Source organism: Streptomyces sp. 147326 (assembly GCF_045000215.1).
Lineage (GTDB): Bacteria > Actinomycetota > Actinomycetes > Streptomycetales > Streptomycetaceae > Streptomyces.
In genome coordinates this window covers 2769933-2791827 of sequence record NZ_CP134201.1, presented here as the reverse complement: position 1 = coordinate 2791827, position 21895 = coordinate 2769933, and the positions used below count along the sequence as shown (strand labels likewise).

22 protein-coding genes are annotated in these 21895 nt (G+C 72.1%); 21 read left to right on the top strand and 1 reads right to left on the bottom strand.

Translation table 11 applies throughout. The features are described from left to right. From RIU97_RS12065 to ftsH, 5 genes are all read left to right on the top strand, one after another. Entirely contained in the window at positions 1–1344 is a 1344-nt protein-coding gene (locus RIU97_RS12065; RefSeq protein ID WP_404956059.1) for an ammonium transporter, read from the top strand. Beyond that, the gene (locus tag RIU97_RS12060) at positions 1341–1679 is read left to right on the top strand and encodes a P-II family nitrogen regulator (protein WP_030708521.1); all 339 of its coding nucleotides are present in this window, start codon (positions 1341–1343) and stop codon (positions 1677–1679) included. The genes RIU97_RS12065 and RIU97_RS12060 overlap by 4 nt, the downstream gene beginning before the upstream one ends. 17 nt (positions 1680–1696) lie before the next feature. Continuing rightward, positions 1697–4123: a [protein-PII] uridylyltransferase gene (locus tag RIU97_RS12055; protein ID WP_404956057.1), complete on the top strand. Its 2427-nt coding sequence runs from the start codon at positions 1697–1699 to the stop codon at positions 4121–4123. Positions 4124–4348: 225 nt separating this feature from the next. Next, entirely contained in the window at positions 4349–5923 is a 1575-nt protein-coding gene (gene ffh, locus RIU97_RS12050; RefSeq protein WP_404956054.1) for a signal recognition particle protein, read from the top strand. 128 nt (positions 5924–6051) lie between these two features. Beyond that, positions 6052–7989 (top strand): ATP-dependent zinc metalloprotease FtsH, encoded by a 1938-nt coding sequence (gene ftsH, locus RIU97_RS12045; protein ID WP_404956052.1) that lies wholly within the window; start codon positions 6052–6054, stop codon positions 7987–7989. Between the two features lie 28 nt (positions 7990–8017). Here the strand turns inward: ftsH and RIU97_RS12040 are convergent, their stop codons facing one another. Beyond that, a complete protein-coding gene (locus tag RIU97_RS12040) occupies positions 8018–8695 on the bottom strand; it encodes a methyltransferase type 11 (RefSeq protein ID WP_404956050.1) in 678 nt (225 codons plus the stop codon). Positions 8696–8826: 131 nt separating this feature from the next. Between RIU97_RS12040 and proS the strand changes: the two genes are divergently transcribed. The 16 genes from proS to dprA all read left to right on the top strand — a co-directional run bounded on the left by proS (position 8827) and on the right by dprA (position 21734). Then, on the top strand, positions 8827–10239 hold the full coding sequence (gene proS, locus RIU97_RS12035; protein ID WP_404956048.1) for a proline--tRNA ligase: 1413 nt from the start codon (positions 8827–8829) through the stop codon (positions 10237–10239). 209 nt (positions 10240–10448) lie between these two features. Further along, positions 10449–11045, top strand: a complete 597-nt coding sequence (locus RIU97_RS12030) for a hypothetical protein (protein ID WP_404956046.1) — start codon at positions 10449–10451, stop codon at positions 11043–11045. A gap of 380 nt (positions 11046–11425) precedes the next feature. Next, positions 11426–11872: a 30S ribosomal protein S16 gene (gene rpsP, locus RIU97_RS12025; RefSeq protein ID WP_404956044.1), complete on the top strand. Its 447-nt coding sequence runs from the start codon at positions 11426–11428 to the stop codon at positions 11870–11872. 2 nt (positions 11873–11874) lie between these two features. Next, positions 11875–12114 carry an RNA-binding protein gene (locus tag RIU97_RS12020; protein WP_030011889.1) on the top strand — a complete coding sequence of 80 codons (240 nt, stop codon included), beginning with the start codon at positions 11875–11877 and terminating at the stop codon, positions 12112–12114. Positions 12115–12195: 81 nt separating this feature from the next. Next, positions 12196–12774 carry a ribosome maturation factor RimM gene (rimM, locus tag RIU97_RS12015; RefSeq protein ID WP_404956041.1) on the top strand — a complete coding sequence of 193 codons (579 nt, stop codon included), beginning with the start codon at positions 12196–12198 and terminating at the stop codon, positions 12772–12774. Next, positions 12774–13595, top strand: a complete 822-nt coding sequence (trmD, locus tag RIU97_RS12010; RefSeq protein WP_404956039.1) for a tRNA (guanosine(37)-N1)-methyltransferase TrmD — start codon at positions 12774–12776, stop codon at positions 13593–13595. The genes rimM and trmD overlap by 1 nt, the downstream gene beginning before the upstream one ends. A gap of 133 nt (positions 13596–13728) precedes the next feature. Further along, a complete protein-coding gene (gene rplS, locus RIU97_RS12005) occupies positions 13729–14079 on the top strand; it encodes a 50S ribosomal protein L19 (RefSeq protein WP_030823745.1) in 351 nt (116 codons plus the stop codon). Positions 14080–14123: 44 nt separating this feature from the next. After that, on the top strand, positions 14124–14906 hold the full coding sequence (gene lepB / locus RIU97_RS12000) for a signal peptidase I (RefSeq protein ID WP_404956036.1): 783 nt from the start codon (positions 14124–14126) through the stop codon (positions 14904–14906). Further along, complete coding sequence (lepB, locus tag RIU97_RS11995) at positions 14899–15756, top strand: signal peptidase I (protein WP_404956034.1); 858 nt, start codon at positions 14899–14901, stop codon at positions 15754–15756. Before lepB (RIU97_RS12000) ends, lepB (RIU97_RS11995) begins: the two co-directional genes overlap by 8 nt. A 111-nt stretch (positions 15757–15867) precedes the next feature. Next, positions 15868–16764: a signal peptidase I gene (gene lepB, locus RIU97_RS11990; RefSeq protein WP_404962819.1), complete on the top strand. Its 897-nt coding sequence runs from the start codon at positions 15868–15870 to the stop codon at positions 16762–16764. 43 nt (positions 16765–16807) lie between these two features. Further along, the gene (lepB, locus tag RIU97_RS11985; RefSeq protein WP_404956032.1) at positions 16808–17590 is read left to right on the top strand and encodes a signal peptidase I; all 783 of its coding nucleotides are present in this window, start codon (positions 16808–16810) and stop codon (positions 17588–17590) included. Beyond that, on the top strand, positions 17580–18083 hold the full coding sequence (locus RIU97_RS11980) for an NUDIX hydrolase (RefSeq protein ID WP_404956030.1): 504 nt from the start codon (positions 17580–17582) through the stop codon (positions 18081–18083). The genes lepB (RIU97_RS11985) and RIU97_RS11980 overlap by 11 nt, the downstream gene beginning before the upstream one ends. Before the next feature lie 55 nt (positions 18084–18138). Continuing rightward, positions 18139–18447 (top strand): DUF2469 domain-containing protein, encoded by a 309-nt coding sequence (locus RIU97_RS11975; RefSeq protein ID WP_005311352.1) that lies wholly within the window; start codon positions 18139–18141, stop codon positions 18445–18447. Positions 18448–18556: 109 nt separating this feature from the next. Further along, positions 18557–18928, top strand: coding sequence for a YraN family protein (locus RIU97_RS11970; RefSeq protein WP_404956025.1), 372 nt, complete (start codon positions 18557–18559; stop codon positions 18926–18928). Next, positions 18928–20562 (top strand): YifB family Mg chelatase-like AAA ATPase, encoded by a 1635-nt coding sequence (locus RIU97_RS11965; protein WP_404956023.1) that lies wholly within the window; start codon positions 18928–18930, stop codon positions 20560–20562. The genes RIU97_RS11970 and RIU97_RS11965 overlap by 1 nt, the downstream gene beginning before the upstream one ends. Then, complete coding sequence (gene dprA / locus RIU97_RS11960; protein WP_404956021.1) at positions 20559–21734, top strand: DNA-processing protein DprA; 1176 nt, start codon at positions 20559–20561, stop codon at positions 21732–21734. Before RIU97_RS11965 ends, dprA begins: the two co-directional genes overlap by 4 nt. The last annotated feature ends 161 nt before the right edge of the window (positions 21735–21895 follow it).

Sequence of the window (21895 nt, the reverse complement as noted above, 5' to 3'; positions counted from 1 at the left end):
ATGGCATCAGCCATCACGACCCTCGCGGCAGACGCCCCGACGCTGTCTGCCGCGAACACCGGGTTCATGCTCATCTGCTCCGCCCTGGTCATGCTGATGACCCCGGGACTCGCCTTCTTCTACGGAGGCATGGTCCGCGTCAAGAGCAGCCTCAACATGCTGATGATGAGCTTCATCAGCCTGGGGATCGTCACGATCCTCTGGGTCCTCTACGGCTTCAGCCTCGCCTTCGGCACCGACTCCGGCTCCCTCATCGGCTGGAACTCCGACTACGTGGGCCTCAGCGGCATCGGGATCACCGAGCTGTGGGACGGCTACACCATCCCGGTCTACGTCTTCGCCGTCTTCCAGCTGATGTTCGCCGTCATCACCCCGGCCCTGATCAGCGGCGCCCTCGCCGACCGCGTGAAGTTCAGCGCCTGGGCCCTGTTCACCGTCCTGTGGGTCACCGTCGTCTACTTCCCCGTCGCCCACTGGGTCTGGGGAGCCGGCGGCTGGCTCTTCGAGCTCGGCGTCATCGACTTCGCGGGCGGCACCGCCGTCCACATCAACGCCGGCGCCGCCGCCCTCGGCGTGATCCTGGTCATCGGCAAGCGCGTCGGCTTCAAGAAGGACCCGATGCGCCCGCACAGCCTGCCCCTCGTGATGCTCGGCGCCGGTCTCCTCTGGTTCGGCTGGTTCGGCTTCAACGCGGGCTCCTGGCTCGGCAACGACGACGGCGTCGGCGCGGTCATGTTCGTCAACACCCAGGTCGCCACCGCCGCCGCGATGCTCGCCTGGCTCGCCTACGAGAAGCTGCGCCACGGCTCCTTCACCACCCTCGGCGCCGCCTCCGGCGCGGTCGCCGGCCTCGTCGCCATCACCCCCGCCGGCGGTGCGGTCAGCCCGCTCGGGGCCATCGCGGTCGGCGTCATCGCCGGTGTGCTCTGCGCCATGGCGGTCGGCCTCAAGTACAAGTTCGGCTACGACGACTCCCTCGACGTGGTCGGCGTCCACCTCGTCGGCGGTGTCGCCGGCTCCCTCCTCGTCGGCCTCTTCGCCACCGGCGGGGTCCAGTCCGACGTGGCCGGCCTCTTCTACGGCGGCGGCCTCGAACAGCTCGGCAAGCAGGCCATCGGAGTCTTCTCCGTCCTCGCCTACTCTCTGGTGGCGTCCGCGCTGCTCGCCTTCCTCCTCGACAAGACGATCGGGATGCGGGTCAGCGAGGACGTCGAGGTCGCCGGCATCGACCAGGTCGAACACGCCGAGACCGCCTACGACTTCAGCGGAGCCGGTGGCGGAGCAGCCTCGCGCAGCACCGCCGCACCCGCCCCCTCCGCCGCGAGCAAGAAGGTTGACGCATGAAGCTGATCACCGCGATCGTCAAGCCGCACAAGCTGGACGAGATCAAGGAAGCCCTCCAGACCTTCGGAGTGCAGGGCCTCACGGTCACCGAGGCCAGCGGCTACGGCCGCCAGCGCGGTCACACCGAGGTTTACCGCGGTGCCGAGTACCAGGTGGACCTCGTGCCCAAGATCCGTATCGAGGTGCTGGTCGACGACTCTGACGCCGAGGAACTGATCCGCGTCATCGTGAGCGCGGCGGCCACCGGCAAGATCGGTGACGGCAAGGTGTGGAGCGTCCCCGTGGACTCGGTCGTACGGGTCCGCACCGGCGAGCGCGGCGCTGACGCGCTCTAGGTGACGGGAGCTTCTGGGTGACGAGCGTCGAAGAGACCACGGACAACACGGCCGACTCGGGACCCAGCGGATACGCCGCGGCCCGGCTGCGACTCCTCCAGGAGGAGTCGCGGTCCGGGCCTTCGCGGCGTTCCGCCCTGTCCGGGCTGACCGACGAATGGCTGAACGCCCTGTTCACGAGCGCCGTACGGGAGACGGGCGTCCGCGGCGCCACCCTGGTGGCCGTCGGCGGCTACGGGCGGGGCGAACTCTCCCCGCGCAGCGACCTCGACCTGGTGCTGCTGCACGACGGCAAGGCGGAGCCGCGGGCGCTGAGCGCGCTGGCCGACCGCGTCTGGTACCCGGTGTGGGACCTCGGCCTCGCCCTCGACCACTCGGTACGGACCCCCGGCGAGGCCCGCAAGACCGCCGCCGAGGACCTGAAGGTGCAGCTGGGCCTGCTCGACGCCCGGACCGTCGCCGGTGACGCCGGACTCCTCGCCGGCCTGCGCACCTCCGTCCTGGCCGACTGGCGCAACCAGGCCGCCAAGCGGCTCCCGCAACTGCACTCCCTGTGCCGCGAGCGGGCCGAGCGCGCCGGAGAGCTCCGCTTCCTGCTCGAACCCGACCTCAAGGAGGCCCGCGGCGGGCTTCGCGACATCACCGCGCTGCGGGCCGTCGCGGCCTCCTGGCTGGCCGACGCCCCGCGCGACGGCCTCGCCGAGGCCCGGCGGCGGCTCCTCGACGCGCGCGACGCCCTGCACCTGGTGACCGGCCGGGCCACCGACCGGCTCTCGCTCCAGGAACAGGACCAGGTCGCGGCGCAGCTCGGGCTGCTCGACGCGGACGCCCTGCTCCGCGAGGTGTACGAGGCCGCGCGCGTCGTCGCGTACGCCGGTGACGTGACCTGGCGGGAGGTCGGGCGGGTGCTGCGGGCCCGCGCCGCCCGGCCCAGGCTGCGCGGCCTGCTGGGCGCCCGGGGCGCCGCGGCCGCCGCGCGGGCACCGCTGGCCGAGGGCGTGGTGGAGTCCGACGGAGAGGCCGTACTGGCCCTGGCCGCGCGCCCCGACCGCGATCCCGTCCTGCCCCTGCGGTTCGCCGCGGCCGCCGCGCAGGCGGGTCTTCCCGTGTCGCTGCACGCCGTACGCAGGCTCGCCGCGCAGGGCAAACCGCTCCCCGTGCCCTGGCCGGCCGAGGCGCGCGAGCAGCTGGTGACCCTGCTCGGCGCGGGGGAGCCCACCGTGGCCGTGTGGGAGGCCCTGGAAGCGGAAGGCCTGATCACGCAGCTGCTTCCCGACTGGGAGCGGGTGCGGTGCCGTCCGCAGCGCAACCCCGTCCACACCTGGACGGTGGACCGCCACCTCATCGAGACGGCGGTCCGCGCCGCGGCCCTCACCCGCCGGGTCGGCCGCCCCGACCTGCTGCTGATGGCGGCCCTCCTGCACGACATCGGCAAGGGCTGGCCGGGCGACCACTCGGTGGCCGGCGAGACGATCGCCCGCGACGTCGCCGCCCGCGTCGGCTTCGACGCGCAGGACGCCGCCGTGCTGGGGGCGCTCGTACGGCACCACCTGCTGCTGATCGACACCGCGACCCGGCGCGACCTGGACGACCCGGCCACGGTCCGTTCGGTCGCCGACGCCGTGGGGTCGGTGGGCACGCTGGAGATACTGCACGCCCTGACGGAGGCGGACGCCCTGGCCACCGGGCCCGCCGCGTGGAGCGCCTGGCGGGGATCGCTGGTGGCGGACCTCGTCGCCCGGGTCGCCGCCGTGCTGCGCGGCACGGCCCCGGCGGTGCGGGAGGCGGAGATCCCGACCACGGAACAGGAACGCCTGGCGGTGGAGGCCCTGCGCACCCGGGAGCCGGTGCTCGCGCTCCACGGCCGCCAGGAGGAGGACGCGGTCGGCGGGGAACTCGTCGTGGCCGTTCCCGACCAGCCGGGGGTCCTCCCGGCGGTGGCCGGGGTGCTGGCCCTGCACCGGCTGACCGTCCGGGCGGCGGACCTGCGCTCCATGGAACTGCCGGACCAGCTGGGCGAGGTCCTGGTGCTGCGGTGGCGGGTGGCGGCGGAGTACGGGGCGCTGCCCCAGGCCGCGCGGCTGCGCAGCGACCTGGTCCGGGCCCTGGACGGCTCGCTGGACGTCCCGGCGAAGCTGGCGGACCGCGAGGCGGCGTACCCGCGCCGGCGCGGGGTGACTCCGCCGCCGCCCCGGGTCACGGTCGTCCCGGACGTCTCCTCCCTGGCCACGGTCCTGGAGGTGCGCGCGCCCGACGCCGTCGGCCTGCTGCACCGGATCGGGCGGGCGCTGGAGTCGGCGGGCGTCAGGGTGCGGAGCGCGCACGTCTCGACGCTGGGCGCGAATGCGGTGGACACGCTGTACGTGACCACTGCGGACGGCAAGCCCCTGGATCCGCAGGAGGCGGCCGGCCTGGCCGGCTCGGTGCAGGCGGCCCTGTCGTAGCCCTGCGGCGCCGTCTTCGGGGGCGCCGCCCCGGGCCTCCGCTCCTCAAACGCCGGCGGGGCTGGATCCTTCAGCCCCTCCGGCGACCGAGGCGCGGGTCCGGGCGGAGCCCGGTTCCGGGAAGGGGCGGGGAGGGGAAAGCCGCCCGCAGGGCCATGCAGGCGGCGCGGCCCGATACCCTGGGGGACGACCACCACGCCCCCGACCCGAGGAATCGCGACCACCGTGTTCGATACGCTCTCCGACCGCTTGGCGAATACCTTCAAGGGCCTGCGCGGCAAAGGCCGGCTGTCCGAGGCTGACATCGACTCCGCGGCCCGGGAAATCCGTATCGCCCTCCTCGAGGCCGACGTCGCCCTCCCGGTCGTCCGCTCCTTCATCGCGAACGTCAAGGAGAGGGCCCGCGGCGAGGAGGTCAGCAAGGCGCTGAACCCCGGCCAGCAGGTCCTGAAGATCGTCAACGACGAGCTCGTCACGATCCTCGGCGGCGAGACCCGGCGGCTGCGCTTCGCCAAGACCGCCCCCACCGTGATCATGCTGGCCGGCCTCCAGGGTGCCGGTAAGACCACCCTCGCCGGAAAGCTCGGCCTCTGGCTCAAGGGGCAGGGCCACACCCCGCTCCTCGTCGCCTGCGACCTCCAGCGCCCCAACGCCGTCAACCAGCTCTCCGTCGTCGCCGACCGCGCGGGCGTGGCCTTCTACGGCCCCCAGCCGGGCAACGGTGTCGGTGACCCGGTCCAGGTCGCCAAGGACTCCCTCGAGTACGCGCGGACCAAGCAGCACGACATCGTCATCGTCGACACCGCCGGCCGCCTCGGCATCGACCAGGAGCTGATGCAGCAGGCCGCGGACATCCGCGACGCCGTCAGCCCCGACGAGATCCTCTTCGTCGTCGACGCCATGATCGGTCAGGACGCGGTCAACACCGCCGAGGCCTTCCGCGACGGCGTCGGCTTCGACGGCGTCGTGCTCTCGAAGCTCGACGGCGACGCCCGCGGTGGTGCCGCGCTCTCCATCGCGCACGTCACCGGCAAGCAGATCATGTTCGCCTCGAACGGCGAGAAGCTCGACGAGTTCGACGCCTTCCACCCCGACCGCATGGCGGGCCGGATCCTCGACATGGGTGACATGCTCACCCTCATCGAGCAGGCCGAGAAGACCTTCTCGCAGGCCGAGGCCGAGAAGATGGCGGCCAAGCTCGCCAAGGGTCCCAAGGAGTTCACGCTCGACGACTTCCTGGCCCAGATGGAGCAGGTCCGGAAGATGGGCTCCATCTCCAAGCTGCTCGGCATGCTCCCCGGCATGGGGCAGATCAAGGAACAGATCAACAACATCGACGAGCGCGACGTCGACCGCATGGCCGCGATCATCAAGTCGATGACCCCGGCCGAGCGCCAGGACCCGCACGTCATCAACGGCTCGCGCCGTGCCCGCATCGCCAAGGGTTCCGGCACCGAGGTCAGTGCCGTCAAGGGCCTCGTCGAGCGGTTCTTCGAAGCCCGCAAGATGATGTCCCGCATGGCCCAGGGCGGCGGCATGCCGGGCATGCCCGGCATCCCCGGGATGGGCGGCGGCCCGGGCCGGCAGAAGAAGCAGGTCAAGCAGGCCAAGGGCAAGCGCAAGAGCGGCAACCCGATGAAGCGCAAGGAAGAGGAGGCCGCAGCAGCGGCCCGCCGCGAGCAGGGTCCGCAGGAGATCGAGCCCGCGGCCGGCGGCAGCCCCTTCGGCCTTCCCGCCGGCGGTGGCCAGCCGGGCCAGGACTTCGACCTTCCGGACGAGTTCAAGAAGTTCATGAAGTAGTACCTGCGCAGGCAGGCAGCGGAGGGCCCCGGTCGTGATCTCACGGCTGGGGCCCTCCGCCTTCTGCGGGGCAACGGGTCGATTTGTCGCTTATCGTCGGCCGGGAGGATGGCAGAAGGAGGCGCCCCGTGCCCAGCCCCACCCCCGTACCTCCCCGCGACCGGGCCGACACGCCCTGGCGCTCGGAAGGCGCCCCGCCCACGCCTCCGCCGAAGAAGAGGATGCCGGGCGGCTGGAGGGGGCTGATCCTCGCCGCCCTGATCGTCTACCTGGTGACCAACCTGGTGCTGTCCTTCTTCAACGAGGGGGACGAGCCGACCATCTCGTACACCGAGTTCAGCAAGCAGGTGGCCGGCGGCAACGTCTCGAAGATCTACTCCAAGGGCGACGCGATCCAGGGCGAGCTGAAGGCCAAGCAACCGCTGCCCGACGGGGACAAGGGGGACTACACCAAATTCGTCACCCAGCGCCCGGCCTTCGCCGACGACGACCTGTGGGCCGACCTCACCAAGCAGAACGTGACCGTGACGGCCTCCCCGGTCGTCGTGCAGCGCAGCTTCCTCGTCAATCTGCTCCTCTCCCTCGCCCCGATGCTCCTGCTGGTCCTGCTGTGGGTGGTCATCGCCCGCCGGATGGGCGGCGGTATGGGCGCCATGGGCGCCCTCGGCCGCAAGGCCCCGCCCAAGCCGGTGGAGCTGGAGACGGGCGGCAAGCGCACCACCTTCGAGGACGTGGCCGGCATCGACGAGGTCGAGGGCGAGCTCAACGACGTCGTCGACTTCCTCAAGAACCCGCAGGCCTACCGGAAGCTGGGCGCCCGGATGCCCGGCGGGGTCCTCCTGGCCGGGCCGCCCGGCACCGGCAAGACCCTGCTCGCGCGGGCGGTCGCGGGCGAGGCCGGGGTGCCGTTCTTCTCCGCGTCCGCCTCCGAGTTCATCGAGATGATCGTCGGCGTCGGCGCCTCCCGGGTCCGCGAACTCTTCACCGAGGCGCGCAAGGTGGCCCCCGCGATCATCTTCATCGACGAGATCGACACCATCGGCCGGGTGCGCGCCGGCGGCGCGGCCATGGGCGGCCACGACGAACGCGAACAGACCCTGAACCAGATCCTCACCGAGATGGACGGCTTCTCCGGCTCGGAGGGGGTGGTCGTCCTCGCCGCCACCAACCGGGCCGACGTCCTGGACCCCGCCCTGACCCGCCCCGGCCGCTTCGACCGCACGGTGGCCGTCTCCCCGCCCGACCGGGCCGGCCGCGAGGCCATCCTGCGCATCCACACCCGGGACATCCCGCTCGGCCCGGGCGTCGACCTCGCGCAGGTGGCCCGTACCACCCCTGGAATGACCGGCGCCGAACTGGCCAACCTCGCCAACGAGGCCGCGCTGCTGGCCGTCAAGCGCCGGCAGGACCAGGTCACCCAGTCCGATCTGTCCGACGCCCTGGAGAAGGTCCAGCTCGGCGCGGAGCGGTCCCTGGTAATGCCGCTGGAGGAGCGCCGCCGCACCGCCTACCACGAGAGCGGCCACGCCCTCCTGGGCATGCTGCAGCCGGGCGCCGACCCGGTCCGCAAGATCACGATCGTGCCCCGGGGCCGCGCCCTCGGCGTCACCCTCTCGACCCCGGACGCCGACCGCTACGCCTACACCGAGCCCTACCTGCGCGGCCGCGTCATCGGGGCGCTCGGCGGCATGGCGGCCGAGCACGTCGTCTACGACGTCATCACCACGGGCGCGGAGAACGACCTCGAACAGGTCACCAACATCGTCCGGGGGATGGTCGGCCGCTGGGGCATGAGCGACCGCGTCGGCAAGCTCACCGCCATCCCGCCCGACGGCGGCGGCCCGTACGGCCTGTCCGCCGCCCCCGCCACCCTCGACGCGGTGGACCACGAGATGCGGCGGATCGTCGACGAGTGCTACGCGGAGGCCTGCCGCCTCCTGCGCGAACACCGCCCGCAGCTCGACGCCCTGGCCGAGGCCCTGCTCGCCAACGAGACCCTCGACGAGACGGCCGCCTACGCCGCCGCCGGGATCACCCGCCTGACGAAGGCCCACGACGCCGACTGACGGGACCGGCCGCACAGTCGCACGGCCGTTAGTCCGTCCGGGCGATCACATACCGGAAGATGTTCGGCAGCCACACGGCGCCGTCGGACCGCTCGAACGGGTGAAGCGCCTCGGCCAGCTCCTTCTCCGCCAGCGCGGGGTCGGCCGCGCTGTCGTAGAGGCCGGTCGACAGCAGCCCGCGCACCGCGCTGTCCACGTCCGCGTACCCGAACGGGCAGAACACCCGCCCCGATCCGTCCGGTCTGAGCCCGGCCCGCTCCACCAGCGCGTCCAGGTCCCTCGGCGAGGGCCCGCCGCCCAGGACCGCGGGCACCGTGCAGCGCTCCGCCGGGCCCCAGTCGGCCAGCACCACCGCCCCGCCGCGGCGTACCGCGGGCAGGGCCGCGGCCAGGGCCGCCGGGGACGGAGAGAAGGCCAGCAGGGCGTCGTACGGGCGGGGCGCCGACGGCGGGGCCGCCAGTACCTCCAGCAGCCGCTCACGGGCCAGGGCCCGCCGGGCCGGATCCGCCTCCACGCCCGTGGCCACGGCTCCCCGCCCGGCCGCGAGCAGCAGGGCCAGGCCGGCCCCGCAGTCGAGGCCCAGCAGCCGGTCACCCGGCCCGACCTCCAGTCGGTCGTAGACCGCCTCGTACAGCGGTACCAGCATCCGTTCCTGGATCTCCGCCCAGTCCCGGGCGACGAGCGTCGCCGTCGGCGTCGGTGTCATCGAAAGAGCGCTCCTGATTCCGTCTCGCCCCCTTGCCCCCGTTGCCAGAGAACTCCCCATTCGCCCCCGCGTCCAGAGGAGCGAGGCACCCGATTCACGTATCGCGTGCCGGGCGCCGTACGATTCGCGGCATGGCAAAGGCACCCGTTCTCACCCCGCAGGCGGAGGATTTCCCCCGCTGGTACCAGGATCTGATCAACAAGGCCGAGCTGGCCGACAACGGTCCGGTCCGCGGCACCATGGTCATCCGACCGTACGGCTACGGCCTGTGGGAGCGGATGCAGCAGGAGATGGACGCGCGCATCAAGGACGCGGGCGCCCAGAACGCGTACTTCCCGCTCTTCATCCCGCAGTCGTACCTGACGAAGGAAGCCGAGCACGTCGAGGGCTTCGCCCCCGAGCTCGCGGTCGTCACGCACGGCGGCGGCAAGGAGCTGGAAGAGCCGGTCGTCGTCCGGCCCACGTCCGAGACGATCATCAACGACTACTTCTCCAAGTGGGTCCAGAGCTACCGCGACCTGCCCCTGCTGATCAACCAGTGGGCCAACGTGGTCCGCTGGGAGATGCGCCCGCGCGTGTTCCTCCGTACGAGCGAGTTCCTCTGGCAGGAGGGCCACACCGCCCACGCCACCTACGAGGACGCCCGCGACTACGCCGCCCGCATCCACACGGACGTCTACGGCGACTTCATGACGAACGTGCTCGGCATCGACGTCGTGCTCGGCCGCAAGACCGCCAAGGAGCGCTTCGCCGGCGCCATCAACACCCTCACCCTCGAGGGCATGATGGGCGACGGCAAGGCCCTGCAGCTGGGCACGAGCCACGAGCTCGGCACCAACTTCGCCAAGGCCTTCAACACCCAGTACCTGTCGAAGGAAGGCAAGCAGGAGCTCGTCTGGCAGACCTCGTGGGGCGTCTCGACCCGCATGGTCGGCGGCCTGATCATGTCCCACGGCGACGACAACGGCCTCCGGGTCCCGCCGCGCCTCGCGCACGTCCAGGTCGTCGTCATGGCGATCAAGGGCGACGAGGCCGTCGCCAAGGTCCGCGAGCTCGGCGCCCAGCTGAAGGCCGCCGGACTCCGCGTCCAGGTCGACGACCGGGTGGACACCCCCTTCGGCCGCCGCGCCGTGGACTGGGAGCTCAAGGGCGTACCGGTGCGCATCGAGATCGGCCCCCGCGACCTGGAGGCCGGCACCGCGATGCTGGCCCGCCGGATCCCCGGCGGGAAGACCCCGGTGCAGATCGACGCGCTCGCCGACCTGCTGCCCAAGGTGCTCGACGAGGACCAGGCGCAGCTGCTGCGCGAGTCCCGCGAGCGCCGAGTGTCCCGCACCTCCGACGTCTCGACCATCGAGGAGGCCGCCGAGGCCGCCATCGCCGGCGGCTGGGCGCGGATCCCGTGGGCGGACCTCGGTCCGGAGGGCGAGGCCAAGCTGGCCGAGCAGGCCGTCTCCGTGCGCTGCCTGATCGCCGAGGACGGGTCGGTCCCCGAGGCGGACGACGCCCCCGGTACCCTCGCGATCGTCGCGCGCTCGTACTGACCGGGCCCGAAGGCTCTTCTGCCCCGGCGTGCGGCTCGTGCCGCGCGCCGGGGCAGCTTCGTCGTTGGTCCTCGTTAAGTACCGACTCCTCCTGAGATCGGCGCACCCGTCCTCGTCAGCACGCATGAGACTGAACTGACTGGTACGTGCAAAAAATTTGGAATGGCCCGGAATCGGAACACCCGGGCACCTCGGCTCGTTGTCACGACGTGAGCACGACACCACCTGTTCTCGCCGCAGAGCTGGCGCAGGCGTGGGCCGATATTCAGCGGCACCACTCCGAGCTGCCTGACCTTGCCGCGCCCGAGTCCCTGATCGGAGAGTCCTCGTCCGCCTGCGGCGCCGAGCTCTCCTTCGAGCGACTGCTGCACGAGGCAGTCCACGGCATCGCCGCCGCCCGCGGAGTCCGAGACACCTCGCGCGCCGGCCGCTACCACAACCGCAGATTCCTCGCGATCGCCGAGGAACTGGGCCTGGACCACTCCGAGGAGCCGCACGCCAGCAGCGGCTTCTCGCTCGTCACGCTCAATCCGGAGGCGAAGCGGCGCTACCGCCCCACCATCGAACGGCTGCAGCGCGCCCTGAAGGCGCACACCGCGGCCACGGCCGCCGACACCAAGCGCAGCTTCCGCGGACCGGCCGCCCGGCACGGGTCCTCCGGCGGCGGCGTGCGCGTCAAGGCGGTCTGCGACTGCGGGCGCAACGTACGGGTGGTCCCCTCCGTGCTGGCCCAGGCGCCGATCGTGTGCGGCGGGTGCATGAAGCCCTTCCGCATCCCCGAAGTCGCCATCGCGGCGGCCTCCTGACCGCCCTCACCGCCGCCACCGGGGCCACCGCCCCACGGCGAACCGGCCGCCGGGCCCTCGCCCCCACCGGGGCGACCGCCGGCGCACACGCGGGCAGCCCGCACCGCCGCACCACCGGCGGGCCGCGCCCCGCGCCCCGCTCCGCCGTCCTTGCGGTACCCCGTGCCCGCAGGGAGACGGGAGCGGGCCGCCCGCGGGAGACGGACCCGACCGCCCGGCGGAGCGCGCCGCGGGCGTATGGCACAATGGCTAGCTGTACTCGACAGTCGCATAGGACCCCTCTCTCCTCCGGCTGACGCGTCCATCGGGCACCCGAGTACCGCAACCCCACGTGGCATCTCATGTGCCCAACCACGTCAAGTTCAGGAGACACCACTCCAGTGGCAGTCAAGATCAAGCTCAAGCGCCTCGGCAAGATTCGCCAGCCGCACTACCGCATCGTCGTCGCCGACGCCCGCACCCGCCGGGATGGTCGCGCGATCGAGGAGATCGGTATCTACCACCCGACCTACAACCCGTCGCGCATCGAGGTCAACGCCGAGCGTGCGCAGTACTGGCTGTCCGTCGGCGCCCAGCCCACCGAGGCTGTGCTCGCCATCCTGAAGCTGACCGGTGACTGGCAGGCCCACAAGGGTCTCCCCGCCCCCGCGCCGCTCCTGCAGCCGGAGACGAAGGAGAGCAAGCGTCGCTCCTTCGACGAGTTCGCCAAGGCCCTCGAGGGCATCGGTGAGGGCAAGGGCGAGGCCATCACGCAGAAGGCGAAGAAGGCCGACAAGAAGGCGGACGAGGCTGAGGCTGAGGCCACCGCCGAGTCGACCGAGGCCTGAGCATGCTCGAGGAGGCTCTTGAGCACCTCGTAAAGGGCATTGTGGACAACCCCGACGAAGTGCAGGTCGCCTCGCGCAACCTGCGCCGTGGACAGGTGCTCGAGGTCCGGGTTCACCCCGACGACCTCGGCAAGGTGATCGGCCGCAACGGCCGCACCGCACGTGCTCTGCGTACCGTCGTGGGCGCCATCGGCGGCCGGGGGATCCGCGTCGACCTCGTCGACGTGGACCAGGTCCGCTGAGCATTTGAATCACCGGCACGGGCCGGGGAGGGCATTCGTGCCCGCCCCGGCCCGTCGTCGTCTGAACAGGAGAGACACACAGTGGAGCTGGTAGTCGCGCGGATCGGCCGCGCCCACGGCATCAAGGGTGAGGTCACCGTCGAGGTGCGCACGGACGAGCCGGAGCTGCGGCTCAGCCCCGGTGCCGTGCTCAAGACGGAGCCCGCCACGGCGGGACCGCTGACCATCGAGACGGGCCGGGTGCACAGCGGCCGGCTGATGCTCCGCTTCGCCGGTGTCAAGGACCGCACCGGGGCCGAGGCGCTGCGCAACATCCTGCTGATCGCCGAGGTGGACCCGGCGGAGCTGCCGGAGGAGGAGGACGAGTACTACGACCACCAGCTGATGGACCTGGACGTGGTACTGGAGGACGGCACCGAGATCGGCCGGATCACCGAGATCTCCCACCTGCCCTCGCAGGACCTCTTCATCGTCGAGCGGCCGGACGGCTCCGAGGTGATGATCCCCTTCGTCGAGGAGATCGTCGCCGAGATCGACCTGGAGGAGCAGCGCTGCGTCATCACCCCGCCGCCCGGGCTGATCGACGAGCGCGAAGCGGTCATCGTCTCGACCCGTGACGAGGCCCCGGCCCGTGACGAGGACTCCGGGGACAGCGCCTGATGCGTCTCGACGTCGTCACGATCTTCCCCGAGTACCTGGAGCCGCTGAACGTCTCCCTCGTCGGCAAGGCCCGTGCCCGCGGGCAGCTCGACGTACACGTCCACGACCTGCGGGACTGGACGTACGACCGGCACAACACGGTCGACGACACCCCGTACGGCGGCGGTCCCGGCATGGTCATGAAGACCGAGCCGTGGGGCGAGGCCCTGGACGCGGCGCTGGCCGACGGCTACGAGGCGGGCGCGCACGGGCCCGTCATGGTCGTCCCCACGCCCAGCGGCCGCCCCTTCACCCAGGAACTGGCCGTCGAGCTCTCCGAGCGGCCGTGGCTGATCTTCACCCCGGCCCGGTACGAGGGCATCGACCGCCGGGTCATGGACGAGTACGCCACCCGCATGCCGGTGTACGAGGTCTCCATCGGCGACTACGTCCTGGCGGGCGGCGAGGCCGCCGTCCTGGTCGTCACCGAGGCCGTGGCCCGGCTGCTGCCCGGGGTGCTCGGCAACGCCGAATCGCACCGCGACGACTCCTTCGCGCCGGGCGAGATGGCCAACCTGCTGGAAGGGCCCGTCTACACCAAGCCCCCGCAGTGGCGCGGCCGGGACATTCCCGAGGTGCTGCTCAGCGGCCACCACGGGAAGATCGCCCGCTGGCGCCGGGACGAGGCCTTCCGCCGGACCGCGCAGAACCGCCCGGACCTGATCGAGCGCTGCGAGGCTTCCGCCTTCGACAAGAAGGACCGGGAGATCCTCTCCATCCTGGGCTGGACGCCGTCTCCGGACGGCCGATTTTGGCTCAGGCCCGAGGCCGTGGAAGAATAGGCGGCTGCTGTGTGCTCGCGGGCGCCCCTGCCACAGGGGGACCGTCGTCCGCCGAGTCTCGCGGCTCCCGAATTCTCTACGGAAACCCGCACCGGCGACCTGTGGCGTCGTGCGAAGAAAGCAGACGAAGAACATGTCTCACCTGCTCGATGGCGTCAACGCCGCCGCGCTCCGCTCGGACGTCCCGGCCTTCCGCCCGGGTGACACGATCAACGTGCACGTCCGCGTGATCGAGGGCAACCGCTCCCGTATCCAGCAGTTCAAGGGCGTCGTCATCCGTCGCCAGGGCGCCGGGGTCTCCGAGACCTTCACCGTCCGCAAGGTCTCCTTCAGCGTCGGCGTGGAGCGTACCTTCCCGGTCCACTCCCCGATCTTCGAGAAGATCGAGCTCGTCACCCGCGGTGACGTGCGCCGTGCGAAGCTGTACTACCTCCGTGAGCTCCGCGGCAAGGCCGCGAAGATCAAGGAGAAGCGCGACAAGTAAGGTCGCCTCCGGTGTTCGGGGGCGGCCGGATAGGCTCGCCCCCGATGGACACCGAAGCACCTCACACGCAGCGCGGCCACTCTTCCCCCGGCGAGGGGGAAGAGCGGCCGCGTTTTGCGTTCTCCACGGCCGGGAAACCGGAGGTGGGGAGGCGGGCGTCCGGGCGGCCCGCGAACGGGCGGGCGCCGGCCCGGGGACCCCTGACCTGGCGGCGGGCCGGCGTGCTCGGTGTGATCTGCACCGTCTTCCTGCTGCTGTTCAGCAACTTCGTGGTCCAGCCCTTCCTGATCCCGAGCCGCTCCATGGAGCCGACGCTGCAGGTCGGGGACCGGGTGCTGGTCAACAAGCTGGCGTACCGTTTCGGTGACCGGCCCGCTCGCGGGGACCTGGTGGTCTTCGACGGCACGGGCTCCTTCGTACGGGAACGCCCGGACGGCAATCCGGTCGGCGTGCTGCTGCACGGCGCGGCCTCGGCGCTCGGGCTCGCGGAGCCGTCCGACACCGACTTCGTGAAGCGGGTCGTCGGCGTCGGCGGTGACGACGTGGTGTGCTGCGACGCCGGCGGGCGGGTCCAGGTCAACGGCGTGCCGCTGGACGAGCCGTACCTGTATCCCGGTGACGCCCCCTCGAGGGTGCCGTTCCGGATCGTCGTACCCCTCGGGACCCTGTGGGTGATGGGTGACCATCGGTCCCAGTCCCGGGACTCGCGGGACCACCTGGGGGAACCGGGCGGGGGGATGGTGCCGGTGGAGAAGGTGATCGGGCGGGCCGACTGGATCGGCTGGCCGGTTTCGCGCTGGAGTACGGTCGGCGGCGGTCATGGGTAGCCGCGGACGGCCGCGCGGCGGACGGGAATGGGAGCCCGAACCGGAGCCGGAACCGACACCCGCACCGGTGGTCGAGGGCGGCCGGGCCGAACGGCGCCGGACGGCCCGCAAGGTGCGCCGGCGCCGCCGCACGCGCCGCGCGGGCGAGCTGCCGCTGCTGGTCGTGGTGGCCCTGTGCATAGCCCTGCTGCTCAAGACCTTCCTGGTCCAGGCCTTCTTCATCCCGTCGGGCTCGATGGAGCAGACCATCCGCATCGGCGACCGCGTCCTCGTGGACAAACTGACGCCGTGGTTCGGCTCCAAGGTCGAGCGCGGCGACGTCGTCGTGTTCAAGGACCCCGGCGGCTGGCTCAGGGGCGAGGCGGCCCGGCCCGCCCAGGATCCGGTCGGCGTCAAACAGATCAAGCAGGGCCTGACCTTCATCGGCCTGCTGCCCTCGGCCGACGAGCAGGACCTCATCAAGCGCGTCATCGGCGTGGGCGGGGACACCGTCAAGTGCTGTGACAGCAGGGGCCGGGTCACCGTCAACGGCTCGCCGCTGGACGAGCCGTACGTGAATCCGGGCAACGCCCCCTCGGACATCACCTTCGAGGTCGATGTACCGGCCGGCCGGCTCTTCGTGATGGGCGACCACCGGGCGAATTCCTCGGACTCACGCTTCCACCTCGACGAGGCCTTCGAAGGCACCATCGACGAGAACGGGGTCGTGGGCGAAGCCGTGGTGATCGCCTGGCCGTTCGGGCACTGGAAGCGACTGGAACAGCCCGCGACGTTCCGCATGGTGCCCGATCAGGCACGGAGTGAAGGACGCGGACGGCGCAGGCGCCGTCGGGGCGTGCCGTTCGCATAGTGTGTCTTCGGTCTCCCGCGCCTTAGGGAACTCCCGCTCGTTAAGGGAGGGGAGGGCCCGTGCCTGTTCCGGCCGGGCGGCGATCGCGAGTGAGGAGTGGATGTGGGGGATGTGGCGGTAGGCGCACGTTCCGGACGCGACGAGGGCGAGGAGCGGCCGGACGATGCAGTCGAGCGCGAGGCCGACGAGGACGGTACCGCGGCGCCCGCGCACCGCTCGTTCTGGAAGGAGCTTCCGCTCCTCATCGGCATCGCCCTGCTGCTGGCCCTGCTGATCAAGACCTTCCTGGTCCAGGCGTTCTCGATCCCGTCCGACTCGATGCAGGACACCTTGCAGCGCGGGGACCGGGTGCTGGTGGACAAGCTGACCCCGTGGTTCGGCTCCGAGCCGGAGCGCGGTGAGGTCGTGGTCTTCCACGACCCCGCGAACTGGCTCTCGGGGGAGCCCACTCCGGAGCCGAACATCGTGCAGAAGGCCCTCAGCTGGATCGGCCTGATGCCGTCCGCCGAGGAGAAGGACCTGATCAAGCGGACGATCGCCATCGGCGGTGACACGGTCGAGTGCAAGAAGGGGGGACCGGTCGTCGTCAACGGCAAGGCGCTCGACGAGCCGTACATCTTCCCCGGCAACACCCCGTGCGACGACGCCCCCTTCGGCCCGATCACCGTGCCCAAGGGCAAGATCTGGGTGATGGGCGACCACCGGCAGAACTCCCAGGACTCCCGCTACCACATGCAGGACTCCACCCAGGGCTTCGTGCCGGTCGACAAGGTCGTCGGCCGGGCCGTCGTGATCGCGTGGCCGGTCACCCGCTGGTCGACCCTGCCGATCCCGGACACCTTCGACCAGCCGGGCATCGGCAACCAGGCCGCCGCGACCGCGCTCGGTCTCGGGGCCGCCGGGCTGGCGCCGGTCGGGCTGGGCCCGGCCGCGCTGGGGCTCGTGGGGGCGGTTCCGCTCGTCATGTGGCGCAGGCAGAAGCTGACCACCGGTCGTACCGCCCGGTAGGGTGCCGCCCAGGTCGACGATCCCGGAGTGTGGGGGCGCTGCAATGGGCGGAACACAAGCAATACGCAGTGGCAAGGATGGCCGCGGCGGTCTCGGCAACGTGCTGTCGGGACTCGCCGTGGCCATCGGCTTTGCGCTCTTCCTCGGCGGCTTCGTGTGGGGGGCGGTCCTCTACCAGCCCTACACGGTGCCGACCGACTCGATGATGCCGACCGTACGGCCCGGGGACCGGGTGCTCGCGCAGCGCATCGACGGCGGGGAGGTGCGCCGCGGGGACGTGGTCATCTTCACTGATTCCCTGTGGAGCGATTCGCCCATGGTCAAGCGGGTCGTCGGCATCGGCGGCGACACCGTGAAGTGCTGCGGCGCGGGCGGCGGGCTGACGGTGAACGGCACGCCGCTGGACGAGCCGTACGCCGACACCACCCGGCCGGACACAGGTCTCGCCATGCCGCCGGGGCAGGCCCCGCCGCCGGGGACCCCCTTCGAGGTGACGGTCCCCGAGGGGAACCTCTTCCTGCTGGGCGACCGGCGGGCCGCCTCACTGGACTCCCGGGCCCACCTGCAGGAGGCCGGCCAGGGGACCGTGCCGAGGTCGGCCGTCAGCGCCCGTGTCGACGCCCTGGCCTGGCCCTCCGTGAAGATGCTGGAGCGCCCGGACACGTACGCCGCCCTGCCCGGCGGGATCTCGCGGCCCGGGCCGCTGCGGCTCCAGCTGGTGGCGGTGGTGGCCGGCGCCGCCCTGGTCCTGCTGGGGGCCGCCTACGGGCCCGTGGCGCGGGTCCTGGGGCGCGGGCGGCGGCAGGAGCGGGCCGGTGTCAGCTGACCCGGCCGGGACCGGCCGCCGGAAGGTGTCGCGGGTGATCCTCCTGGACCCGGACGACCGGATCCTGCTGCTGCACGGCTTCGAGCCGGCGGACCCCTCGGACGACTGGTGGTTCACCCCGGGCGGCGGGCTGGAGGGCTCCGAGAGCCGGGAGCAGGCCGCGTTGCGCGAGCTGGCGGAGGAGACGGGGATCACAGAGGTGGAGCTGGGGCCGGTGCTGTGGCACCGCTACTGCTCGTTCCCCTTCGACGGGCGCCGCTGGGAGCAGGACGAGTGGTACTTCCTGGCACGTACCAGCCAGACGTCGACCGAGATGGGCGGGCTCACCGAGCTGGAGCGGCGCAGCGTCACCGGAGCCAGGTGGTGGACCTCCGAGGAACTTCTCTCGGCCCATGAGACGGTGTACCCGACCAGACTCGCCGAGCTGCTCCGTACGCTGCTCGACGACGGTCCTCCGGGTGCGCCGGTGGTCCTGGCCCCGGAAATCGTTTAGGGGCGCATGGGCCTGGCGCACAATAGGGGGACGCACGGCTGAAGGGGAACATGCCATGAGTGCCGAGGACCTCGAAAAGTACGAGACCGAGATGGAGCTGAAGCTCTATCGGGAGTACCGCGACGTCGTCGGGCTGTTCAAGTATGTGATCGAGACCGAACGCCGTTTCTACCTGACCAACGACTACGAGATGCAGGTGCACTCGGTCCAGGGTGAGGTGTTCTTCGAGGTCTCGATGGCCGACGCGTGGGTCTGGGACATGTACCGGCCGGCCCGCTTCGTGAAGCAGGTCCGGGTGCTGACCTTCAAGGACGTGAACATCGAGGAGCTCAACAAGAGCGACCTCGAACTGCCCGGCAGCTGAGCTTCCTCACCCGGGAGGGTGAGGAGGTTTTCCACAACGGCCGGCTCGTCCACCAAGATCCACAAGGTGGGCGGGGACGCGGGACCGTCGGTGCCGGAGGTGGTGCCGGATGAACGCGAAGGGCGTGGCACAGCAGGCATTGGGGCGGTACGGCGAGGAGCTCGCCGTGCGGCGGCTGACCGAGGCCGGCATGACGGTGATCGCACGGAACTGGCGGTGCCGCGGCGGGGAGATCGACATCGTCGCGCGGGACGGGGACGCCCTCGTCGTGTGCGAGGTCAAGACCCGCCGGGCGGGCGACTTCGAGCATCCCATGGCCGCCGTGCGGCCCGCCAAGGCCGAGCGCTTACGGGGGCTCGCCGGGCGGTGGCTCGCCGACCACGGCGGACCGCCCCCGGGCGGCGTGCGCATCGACCTCGTCGGAGTCCTGCTGCCACGGCGCGGTGCGCCCCTGGTGGAACACGTCAGGGGGGTGGCCTGATGGGGTTCGCGCGAGCCTGCTCGGTGGCCCTGGTCGGCGTCGACGGGGTGGTGGTCGAGGTCCAGGCCGATCTGGAGCCCGGCGTCGCGGCCTTCACCCTGGTGGGGCTGCCGGACAAGACCCTGGTCGAGAGCCGGGACCGGGTGCGTGCGGCCGTGGTCAACTCGGGGGCGGCCTGGCCGCAGAAGAAGCTCACGGTCGGGCTCAGCCCGGCCTCCGTGCCGAAGTCCGGTGCCGGATTCGACCTGGCCGTCGCCGCGGCGGTGCTCGGGGCGGCCGAGGTGGTCGACCCGGGGGCCATCGCCGATCTGGTCCTCATCGGGGAGCTCGGCCTGGACGGCCGGGTCCGTCCGGTCCGCGGGATCCTGCCTGCGGTCCTCGCCGCGATGGAGGCCGGATACCGGCAGGTGGTGGTGCCGCAGCAGTGTGCCGCCGAGGCCGCGCTCGTGCCGGACGTCTCGGTGCTCGGCGTGCGCAGCCTGCGCCAGCTGATCGCGGTCCTGACCGGCGGGGCGGTCCCCGAGGAGGATCCGCCCGACCCGCCGGGGCGCCCCGATCCGATACTGGCCGGCCTGCTGGTCCCGGGCGCGGGGCTGGGCACGGGGCTCGCCCCCGTACGCTCCGGCCGGGGGGAGGCCGCGGACTTCCCCGACCTCGCCGACGTGGCCGGGCAGCAGACAGCGCGCCGCGCCCTGGAGGTGGCGGCCGCCGGAGGACACCACCTCTTCCTCAGCGGACCCCCGGGGGCGGGCAAGACGATGCTGGCCGAGCGGCTGCCCTGGATCCTGCCGCCGCTGACCCGGCAGGACTCCGTGGAGGTCACCGCCGTCCACTCGGTCGCGGGGATCCTCCCGCCCGGCGAACCGCTGGTCGCCCGGCCGCCGTACTGCGCACCGCACCATTCGGCGACCATGCAGTCCCTGGTGGGCGGCGGGAACGGAATCCCCAGGCCCGGAGCGGTCTCCTTGGCGCACCGCGGCGTGCTCTTTCTGGACGAGGCCGCGGAGTTCCACAGCCGGGCCCTGGACGCGCTGCGCCAGCCCCTCGAATCGGGACACGTGGTCATCGCCCGGGCCGCGGGCGTGGTGAGGCTGCCGGCCCGGTTCCTGATGGTGCTCGCCGCGAACCCCTGCCCGTGCGGGCGTCACACCCTGCTGGGAGCCGGGTGCGAATGCCCGCCCTCGGTGATCCGGCGCTACCAGGCGCGGTTGTCCGGGCCGCTGCTCGACCGGGTGGACCTGAGAGTGGAGGTGGAGCCCGTCACCCGGTCCGATCTGCTGGGGCAGGGCGGGCGGGGGGAGGCCACCGCCGCGGTCGCCGAGCGAGTGCGGGAGGCCCGGGAGCGCGCCGGGGCCCGGCTCGCCGACACGCCGTGGCGGCTCAACTCCGAAGTGCCCGGACAGCAATTGCGGACCCGGTGGCAGGCGGGTCCCGGGGCACTCGCGCAGGCCGAGCGCGATCTGGAGCGGGGGCTGCTCACCGCGCGCGGGCTGGACCGGGTCCTGCGGGTCGCCTGGACCGTGGCCGACCTGCGGGGACGGGACCGGCCCGACGTGCTGGACGTGGCCGTGGCGCTGGAGTTGCGGACCGGGATCGCGCGCGGGGCCATCCCGGTGACGGGAGGCGGGACGTGACCGGCGCAGGGGACGGGGAACTGCTGGCGCGGGCGGCGCTGACGCGGGTGTTCGAGCCCGGGGACGAGCACGGCGGGCGCTGGCTGCGGGAGCACGGTGCGGTGGGACTGATGGGTCTGCTGACCGGCCCCGAGACGGGATCGGAGGCTCCGGCGGGGGTGGGGCCGGAGCGGCTCGCCGGGTACCGCAGACGGGCGGCGCTGGCCGATCCGCGGCGCGACCTCGAACGGGCCGCCGCATCGGGAGGCCGGTTCGTGTACCCGGGATCGGCGCAGTGGCCGACCCAGCTCGACGACCTCGGCGACGCCCGCCCCGTCGGGCTGTGGCTGCGGGGCCGGCCGAACCTGCGGACCTGGGCGCTGCGTTCGGTGTCCGTGGTCGGGGCCCGGGCCTGCACCCCGTACGGCGCGCACATGGCTCAGACCCTGGCCGCCGGGCTCGCCGAGCGGGGCTGGGTCGTGGTCTCCGGCGCCGCGTTCGGGATCGACGGCGCCGCCCACCGCGGGGCCCTCGCCCCGGGCGGCGCGACCGCGGCGGTGCTGGCCTGCGGGATGGACGTCGCCTACCCCCGCGGACACTCCGGGCTGCTGGACCGGATCGCCGCCCAGGGGCTGATCCTGAGCGAGCTGCCGCCCGGCAGCCATCCGACCCCCAGCAGGTTCGTCCTGCGCAACAGGGTCATCGCGGCCCTCACGCGCGGCACGGTCGTCGTGGAGGCCGCCCACCGCAGCGGGTCCCTGGTCACGGCCCGGCGGGCCCAGCAGCTCGGGCGGATCACGATGGGCGTCCCGGGGGCCGCCACCAGTGCGCTCTCGGCCGGGGTGCACGAGCTGCTGCGCGGCGAGGCCGTGCTCGTCACCGACGCGGCGGAAGTGGTCGAACTGGTGGGCTCCATGGGCGAGCTGGCTCCCGAGCGGCGCGGCCCGGTGCTCGCCAGGGACCTGCTGGACCGGGACACGGCCCGGGTGCTGGAAGCGCTGCCGGGCGGACGCCCGGCTGACGTGGCGGAGCTGGCACTTGCCTGCGGCACCGGCGTCGATGAAGTCATCGGCAGACTGTACGAACTTCACTCTCTGGGGTTCGTCGAACGGCAGGGCGACGGCTGGCAGTTGAGCAGACGAACGGCTGGAGGGGACATACAAACCCGGTCCACCCGGCGAGGCGGTCGTTGACCTGGGCAGTTCCGGTGAAAGAGTGAAACCGATGAGAGACGCGGTCTTCCCGGTGGCAGCTGCCGGGACCGTGCGCGCTGCGCCGGTCCCGGACGGCCCGTGCGAGTCGGGACGCCCATGCGCCCCCGCGCCATCCCGTACTCTTCGCGCACCGCGACACT